Annotated in this window: 8 protein-coding genes; 1 reads left to right on the top strand and 7 read right to left on the bottom strand. The window is 68.4% G+C overall.

The genetic code is table 11. The features are described 5' to 3' along the window. Positions 1-486: 486 nt before the first annotated feature. The 5 genes from LN042_RS28515 to LN042_RS28495 form a co-directional block, all read right to left on the bottom strand. Complete coding sequence (locus LN042_RS28515; protein ID WP_230054278.1) at positions 487-657, bottom strand: hypothetical protein; 171 nt, start codon at positions 655-657, stop codon at positions 487-489. A gap of 154 nt (positions 658-811) precedes the next feature. Continuing rightward, positions 812-1,651, bottom strand: a complete 840-nt coding sequence (locus LN042_RS28510; protein ID WP_230054277.1) for a Scr1 family TA system antitoxin-like transcriptional regulator — start codon at positions 1,649-1,651, stop codon at positions 812-814. Next, positions 1,648-2,172 carry a DUF6879 family protein gene (locus LN042_RS28505; protein ID WP_230054276.1) on the bottom strand — a complete coding sequence of 175 codons (525 nt, stop codon included), beginning with the start codon at positions 2,170-2,172 and terminating at the stop codon, positions 1,648-1,650. Before LN042_RS28505 ends, LN042_RS28510 begins: the two co-directional genes overlap by 4 nt. Next, positions 2,156-2,368, bottom strand: coding sequence for a hypothetical protein (locus tag LN042_RS28500; protein ID WP_230054275.1), 213 nt, complete (start codon positions 2,366-2,368; stop codon positions 2,156-2,158). The genes LN042_RS28505 and LN042_RS28500 overlap by 17 nt, the downstream gene beginning before the upstream one ends. A gap of 403 nt (positions 2,369-2,771) precedes the next feature. Continuing rightward, positions 2,772-3,935: an acyl-CoA dehydrogenase gene (locus tag LN042_RS28495; protein ID WP_230054274.1), complete on the bottom strand. Its 1,164-nt coding sequence runs from the start codon at positions 3,933-3,935 to the stop codon at positions 2,772-2,774. A gap of 179 nt (positions 3,936-4,114) precedes the next feature. Here LN042_RS28495 and LN042_RS28490 point away from each other — a divergent pair, with 179 nt between their 5' ends. Continuing rightward, positions 4,115-5,461 (top strand): UDP-glucose dehydrogenase family protein, encoded by a 1,347-nt coding sequence (locus LN042_RS28490; RefSeq protein WP_230054273.1) that lies wholly within the window; start codon positions 4,115-4,117, stop codon positions 5,459-5,461. A gap of 7 nt (positions 5,462-5,468) precedes the next feature. Here the strand turns inward: LN042_RS28490 and LN042_RS28485 are convergent, their stop codons facing one another. Together LN042_RS28485 and LN042_RS28480 are read right to left on the bottom strand one after the other, a co-directional pair. Further along, on the bottom strand, positions 5,469-6,101 hold the full coding sequence (locus LN042_RS28485) for a response regulator (RefSeq protein WP_230054272.1): 633 nt from the start codon (positions 6,099-6,101) through the stop codon (positions 5,469-5,471). Then, positions 6,098-7,381 (bottom strand): sensor histidine kinase, encoded by a 1,284-nt coding sequence (locus LN042_RS28480; protein WP_372495836.1) that lies wholly within the window; start codon positions 7,379-7,381, stop codon positions 6,098-6,100. Before LN042_RS28480 ends, LN042_RS28485 begins: the two co-directional genes overlap by 4 nt. Between the last annotated feature and the right edge of the window lie 3 nt (positions 7,382-7,384).

The following is a 7,384-nucleotide window of genomic DNA, read 5'->3' as shown; positions in this document are numbered from 1 at the left end:
CTAGTGGTGTCACACCACCTGGCAAAGAAGGGGGCACTTGGCACGGCCTCGTTCCTCTCTGCCGGATGCGCAACGGCCCCCGCTCCAGCGGGGGCCTCTTCGTCGTTTTCAGGGGCGCCTGAAGCCTTCTGTGGACGTGGAAGAGCCCCCGGCGACCCGCGAGAGTCATCACCGGGGGCTCGGGCCCCGAGCGGGCCGCCACGGGGAACGACGGCACGGCCAGGGCCGATCATGGGTTGTCGCCTCGAAAGGCACTAGCTGACAGGCGAGTTGGGGTGATCAGTCCGCCGAGCCTCGGGCTCGGCCGTCGGGGGCATGGAGCAGTCCGCCACATGCCGCTGCCGGAGCACCACAACGTCAGACAGGGCGGAGTGATCCGGTCCGCCCTTCGCGGCCCACGCCTCGGTAGCCATGGCGGTCAACTCATCGCACCGCACACACGGGACGAACTCCGGAGTGTCGTTGGCCAGTTCACGGCTGGCGGACTCAGGCAGCATCAGCCACGTCCTCCACGACGTCCGCGACCCCGCGAGGTTCCAGCGACTCGGGCAACCGATGCTCGGGGCAGTCGCACCACGCCGTGTTGACGTACTCGACCCGCCCGGACATCCCCCGCTTCGCCCGCGCCTCCTGGTACTCGGCGCGCATGGCGTCCATGACGGCCTGACTGGCCTTGCGCCGGTTCCGGTGAACTACCGGCGCTGGATTCACGGCTGTGGACATGGCCTAGCTCCCCATCGCTTGGCTTCGTGGGCGAGAAACCAAGTTAGGGGAATTCATGAAGCCAGATCAAAGATATTCCGGTAATGGACTAAGGATCACTGCGATACATGCTCGACCATTCTTCCAGGCAGGATCGGGCCTGCTGCCCAAAGACCGCATGCTGCTCGAACAGCGCAAACAGATCAAGGTATTGTCTTACATCTCGCGAGTCCTGGAATACCATGCGCCCAGTAAAACTCTCCGCCGTTGCCAGCCTTTCGTCATACACGGTGAACGTGTTCATGGGCCCACGTGGCAGGACAGTGCCGTACGGAATAACGCCGATATTGACATTTGCAAGATGGGACAAGGATGCCAGACGGTCAATTTGAACCGACATGGCTGGAGCCGGCACGGCGGCCCACTTGACTGCCTGTTCTGTCAAGATAAAGGTAAAAGACTTGCTCTCGTCGTACAGAACCGCCTGGCGCTCAAGCTTGCGAGCCATCGCAGCCGACGTATCGCCCGGCGTGTAGGTAAGACTTGCCCTCACATATTCTGGCGTGGCCAAGAGGCCGGTAATCATCGCAGGGAGAAAGAACCGAAGCCGGGTTGCCCCGGCTTCGAGCGCTGCTAGTTCGGCCTGCCGCTTGACGACCCCTCTTCGCCAGGATGAACGCTTGTCCTGCCACTCGGTTGAGGCCAGCCGTGCCAGAGCGGTTATCTCACTGACTGTCTCCGGGGGCGCATCGAGCGCCCGAAGGATGCATTCGATATCCGTGAGACCCGGCGCGATCTTCCCAGTTTCAATCTTGGAAATCTTACTCTGAGACATGTTGCACAAGCGGGCCAGCCTTTCCCCAGAAAGGCCAGCCCGCTTGCGTAGTGCCCTTATCGACTCCGCCAGATCCTGTTTGGAACGACCTAGCTCGTCAGGATCGAACGTCACCCATTCTCTTTCAGGTACTGGTGGAACGGAATCGCATGCGCCAGGCAGATATCACGCCACCGCAAGTACTGGGCGACATCCGGAGAATCCACCAACTCGCGGTTGATCTGCGTTCCATCCGGCCGAAAGTTCAGGTGGACGATCCGCGCCTCATCGAACATCCACCAGTCCTGACCCGTGAGCGGCAACCCGTAGTCATCATGGGTGACATCGAGAACGCGAATGTCCTCCCCGGCTTCGATGTTGCCGGGAATACCCCAGGCGAACTGATAACGCTGATAATCGGTCAGCGGCTGGCGGATAATCCGAACTCGACCGATTCGCCTTCCGGCCGCCAAGTACGCACGGACTCGCTCGTGCCAGCGGACATTGTGGCTGTCCGGCTTCGGCTCACCCCGAAGGAACCGGGCAACGCTTTCGGCTTCATTCGGCATGGTGTACGCCGGTTGCGCCTCGAAGCGCCAGGCGTCGCGCTGGTAGGCGTCGAACACCTCCCGCCACGATTCACCATCCAAGAGCACGAACAGCCTCCCTCAGGACGTGCTCCGGGATCTCCACGAGCCCTTCCCCTGCCGGGGCCTTGAATCCGTCGTAGAGGTCGCCCTGGACAACGATCGTCCGGTTCTCGGTGCGGTACAGGTTGGGGCAGTCGTCGTCATCGCAGTTCGGCCCGTACAGGCGGCCCGTCAGACGAGTAAGTCCCGGCTTCTCAGCCATAGTTGGCCCCCTCTGTGCCGGGAGTCTCCCGGCTCGCTCTCTGACGTTACGGCGGGCGGCCTGATGCGTCCATGCCGCAACGCGAATATTCCTGTTCTGGCATAACGAGGCCGGTCCGGGGCTTCCCCGGCCGCAGCCCTATGGCGCCAGCGTCGGTCAGCCCCGCTCTGCCGCTCTGAGCACCGCCCGGCGACGCACTGCCGCCGTCAGGAGTCATCCGGCAGCGTCAGCAGCGCGGCGAGCGCTCCCCAGTCAGACAGGGCCCGAACCCGCCCTCCGAGGCCCCGTCCTGGCCAGCATTTGGCCAGCATGAGGCCCGGAACCAGGCTGAACTAGCCGGAAGCATCCGGAAAGCCAAGAGGCACCCCGAAGGGTGCCTCTGACCTGGTGCTTTGGGCTCTAATCAGGCGGTCGGAAGGTTCCGCGCCATGACGATCCGCTGGACCTGGTTCGTCCCCTCGTAAATCTGGGTGATCTTGGCGTCGCGCATCATCCGCTCGACCGGGTAGTCGCGGGTGTAGCCGTAGCCGCCGAGCAGCTGGACGGCGTCGGTGGTGATCTCCATGGCGACGTCGGAGGCGAAGCACTTGGCGGCGGCGCCGTAGAAGGTCAGGTCGGAGTCGACCCGCTGCGACTTGGCGGCGGCGGCGTAGGTGAGCTGGCGGGCCGCCTCCAGCTTCATCGCCATGTCGGCCAGCATGAACTGGATGCCCTGGAAGTCGCCGATCGGCTTGCCGAACTGCTTGCGCTCCTTGACGTAGCCGGCGGCGTAGTCGAGCGCGCCCTGGGCGATGCCGAGGGCCTGGGCGGCGATGGTGATCCGGGTGTGGTCCAGGGTCTTCATCGCGGTGGCGAAACCGGTGCCCTCCGCGCCGATCATGCGGTCGGCCGGGATCCGGACGTTGTCGAGGTAGACCTCGCGGGTCGGGGAGCCCTTGATGCCGAGCTTCTTCTCCGGGGCGCCGAACGAGACGCCCTCGTCGCCCTTCTCCACCACGAACGCGGAGATGCCCTTGGAGCGCTTCTCCGGGTCGGTGACGGCCATCACGGTGTAGAAGTCGGAGACGCCCGCGTTGGTGATCCAGCGCTTGACGCCGTTGAGCACCCAGTAGTCGCCGTCGCGGACCGCGCGGGTCTTCATGCCGGCCGCGTCCGAACCGGCGTCCGGCTCGGAGAGGCAGTAGGAGAACATGCCCTCACCACGGGCCAGCGCGCCCAGGTACTTGGCCTTCAGCTCCTCGGAGCCGGAGAGCTGCACCGGCAGCGAGCCCAGCTTGTTCACCGCCGGGATCAGCGAGGAGGAGGCGCAGACCCGGGCGACCTCCTCGATCACGATGACGGTGGCGAGCGCGTCGGCACCGGCGCCGCCGTACTCCTCCGGGACGTGGACGGCGTGCAGGTCGTTCGCCTCCAGCGCGTCCCGGGCCTCCTGCGGGAAGCGGCCGTGCTCGTCGACGTCGGCCGCGAACGGGGCGATCTTGGCCTCGGCGAGCGCGCGGACCGTCTCGCGGAGCATCTGGTGCTCCTCCGAGATCTGGAAGAGGTCGAAGTCGGCACTGCTCGCCATGGTGTGCACCCCTCTGTACATGAACGTTAGTTACTGTTAAGTAAGTCCATATTCTAGGCCTTACCGCTGCGTAGCAGGGACGTGACGTGGGTGACACGGCACCAGCCGATACCATCGGCTACTGCATCTCGTCCTGCCCGTGCCGGTCATACCCCGGCGGCCCGTGAAGGGGAACCCCTGTGGCCCTGCGCATCTCGGTCATCGGAACCGGCTACCTCGGCGCCACGCATGCCGCCTGCCTGGCCGAGCTGGGCTTCGAGGTGCTGGGGCTCGACGTGGACCAGGAGAAGCTGGCTTCGCTGGCGGCCGGCCGGGTCCCGATGTACGAGCCCGGGCTGAGCGAGCTGCTGGTCAAGCACGTCGCCGGGCACCCCGGTTCGACGGGGCGGCTGCGCTTCACCTCCTCCTGGGAGGAGGTCGGCGAGTTCGCCGACGTCCACTTCATCTGCGTCAACACCCCGCAGCGCCGGGGCGAGTTCGCCGCCGACATGTCCCACGTGGACGCGGCCGTGGACGCCCTGGCCCCGCAACTGACCCGCCCGGTCCTGGTGGTCGGCAAGTCCACGGTGCCGGTCGGCAGCGCCCGCCGGCTGGCCGAGCGGCTGGCGGCACTGGCACCGGCGGGTGACGGTGTCGAGCTGGCCTGGAACCCGGAGTTCCTGCGCGAGGGCTTCGCGGTGGGCGACACCCTGCACCCGGACCGGATCGTGATCGGGGTGCGTCCGGGCGGCCGGGCCGAGGAGCTGCTGCGCCAGGTCTACGCGACGCCGCTGGCGGACGGCGTGCCGCTGGTGGTCACCGACTACCCGACCGCCGAGATGGTCAAGGCCGCCGCCAACTCCTTCCTGGCCACCAAGATCTCCTTCATCAACGCCATGGCCGAGGTCTGCGAGGCGTCCGGCGCGGACGTCACGATGCTCAGCAAGGCGCTCTCCTACGACGAGCGGATCGGCGGCCGGTTCCTCAACGCCGGCCTCGGCTTCGGCGGCGGCTGCCTGCCCAAGGACATCCGGGCGTTCATGGCACGGGCCGGCGAGCTCGGTGCCGACCAGGCGCTGACCTTCCTGCGCGAGGTCGACTCGATCAACATGCGCCGCCGCTCCAGGATGGTCGAGCTGGCCCGCGAGCAGTGCGACGGCGGCTTCCTGGACCGGCGGGTCGCGGTGCTCGGCGCCGCCTTCAAGCCGGACTCGGACGACATCCGGGACTCCCCCGCGCTCAACGTGGCCGCCCAGATCCAGCTGCAGGGCGCCCAGGTGACGGTCTACGACCCGCGCGCGATGGACAACGCCCGCAAGATGTTCCCCTCGCTGGGCTACGCCGACTCGGTCATCGAGGCGGTCACCGGCGCCCATGTGGTGCTGCACTTGACGGAGTGGCAGGAGTTCCGCGAGCTCGACCCGGCGGCGCTCGGCGAGGTGGTCGCCCGTCGGCGGCTGCTGGACGGGCGCAACGTGCTGGACGGCCCGCGCTGGCGGTCCGCGGGCTGGAGCTACCGCGCGATGGGGCGCCCGTTCAGCGAGTGACGCGGCGTCAGTCGAGCAACCGGCGCTTGTAGCCCTCGGCGACGGCCGCCGCGCGGTCCCGCACGCCGAGTTTGGCGTACAGGTGCAGCAGATGGGTCTTGACGGTGGCCTCGCTGATGAACAGCCGGCGCGCCGACTCCTTGTTGGTGCTGCCGGCCGCCACCAGCCGCAGCACCTCCAGCTCGCGCTCGGTCAGCGCCTCGGCCGGCCCGGGTGCGGGCTCGCGCATCCGCCCCATGAGCTTCTGCGCGACCGTCGGCGCCAGCACGGCCTGCCCGTCCCGCGCCGCCCGCACCGCGCGGACCAGTTCCTCGCGCGGCGCGTCCTTGAGCAGGTAGCCGGTGGCGCCGGCCTCGACCGCCGGCAGCACATCCGCGTCGCTGTCGTACGTGGTCAGCACCAGCACCCGCACGGCCGGCGCCCGGTCGCGCAGCCGCCGGATCGCCTCGACGCCGCCGACCTCGGGCATCCGCAGGTCCATCAGCACCACGTCCGGCGCCAGCGCCAGCGCCCGGTCGACCCCTTCGGCGCCGTTCCCCGCCTCGCCGACGACCTCGAAATCGGGATCCCCGTCGAAGACGCCGCGCAGGCCGTCGCGCACGATGGGGTGGTCGTCAACGATCAGCAGGCGAATGGTCACGGTGCATTCTCCAACGGCCCGTCGGCACCCGGCACCCGCAGGGCGGGCACACTGATGCTGAGCGCGGTGCCCTCGCCCGGGGCGCTCTCGATCGCCAGGCTGCCGCCGACCTGGCGCAACCGCTGCCGCATCGCCGTCAGACCGTAGCTCTCGCCACCCGCCGCCTCGTCGGGCGGTTCGAAGCCCACACCGTCGTCCAACACGTCCAGCAGCACCACCTCGTGGGTGTAGCTGAGGGTCAGTCCGACCCTGGAGGCCCGGGCGTGCTTGGCGATGTTGGCCAGTCCCTCCTGGGCGGCGCGGAACAGCACCACCTCCAGGGCCGGCGGCAGCGGGAACGCCGTGCCGGTGACCGTCACTCCGGCCGTCACCCCCGAGGTGGCCGCCCAGCGCTCAGCCAGCTCGTGCACGGCCTCGGGCAGTTGGGCCTGATCCAGCAAGCCGGGCCGCAGCGCCTGGACCGAGCGGCGGGCCTCCGCCAGGCTCTCCCTGGCCAGCATGCGGGCGGTGGCCACGTGGTGGAGCCGCCGCTCCGGGTCGGCGTCGAACCGCTCGGCGGCCTCCAGTTGGCGGACGATCCCGGTCAGCCCCTGGGCGATGGTGTCGTGGATCTCCCCGGCCATCCGCTGCCGTTCGTCCAGCACGCCCGCCTCGCGGGCCTGCACCACCAACTGCGCGTGCAGCCCGGCGTTCTCCGCCATGGTCTCCCGCAGGCGCCGGTTGGCCTCCGCCAACTCGTCGATGTGGGCGGCCCGTTGCCGACTGCGGTGGTCCTCCTCGATGGACCTGAGGGTGACCGTGCCGGCGATCAGCGCATTGACCACCACCAGGCCGAAGTAGATGCCGACCAGGCCACCGTGCACGTTCCACACGCCGCCCAGCTGACAGGCGGCCATCGCGGCGGCCGTGACCGCGATCCCCGCCCACCAGAACCGCCGCGGCAGCAGCGCCACCTTGAGGTAGCCGGTGAAGGCGAAGAAGCCGAAGTACGGGCTGACCGTCACCAGCGCGACGATCAGCACCAGCAGGCCGACGTAGAAGACGACCGCCTTGACCCGCCGCCGATCGCACTCCTGCGGCTCGACCTCCATCAGCCCGTACCAGGCGGCGGCGAGCACGGTCAGGACCGCCACCGGCACCCGGGCGCCGGTGCCGCCCGGGCCGAGGCCGACGGCCAGCCCCGCGGAGATGAGCAGGCCCACGTGGGGCATCCAGCCCTGGAGCCGGCCGAGGCGGCTCTCCGCCGGGGAAGTCGGTGCGTCCGTCGTCACACCGGCCATCAT

The organism is Kitasatospora humi, assembly GCF_020907985.1.
GTDB lineage: Bacteria > Actinomycetota > Actinomycetes > Streptomycetales > Streptomycetaceae > Kitasatospora > Kitasatospora humi.
The sequence above is the reverse complement of the archived record's forward strand: the minus strand, read 5'-3'. Positions and strand labels throughout refer to the sequence as shown.

Coding starts and splice junctions, on each gene's coding strand:
- LN042_RS28495 (WP_230054274.1), bottom strand. CDS start 3,935: ATGGCGAGCAGTGCCGACTTCGACCTCTTCCAGATCTCGGAGGAGCAC.
- LN042_RS28500 (WP_230054275.1), bottom strand. CDS start 2,368: ATGGCTGAGAAGCCGGGACTTACTCGTCTGACGGGCCGCCTGTACGGG.
- LN042_RS28480 (WP_372495836.1), bottom strand. CDS start 7,381: ATGGCCGGTGTGACGACGGACGCACCGACTTCCCCGGCGGAGAGCCGC.
- LN042_RS28515 (WP_230054278.1), bottom strand. CDS start 657: ATGGACGCCATGCGCGCCGAGTACCAGGAGGCGCGGGCGAAGCGGGGG.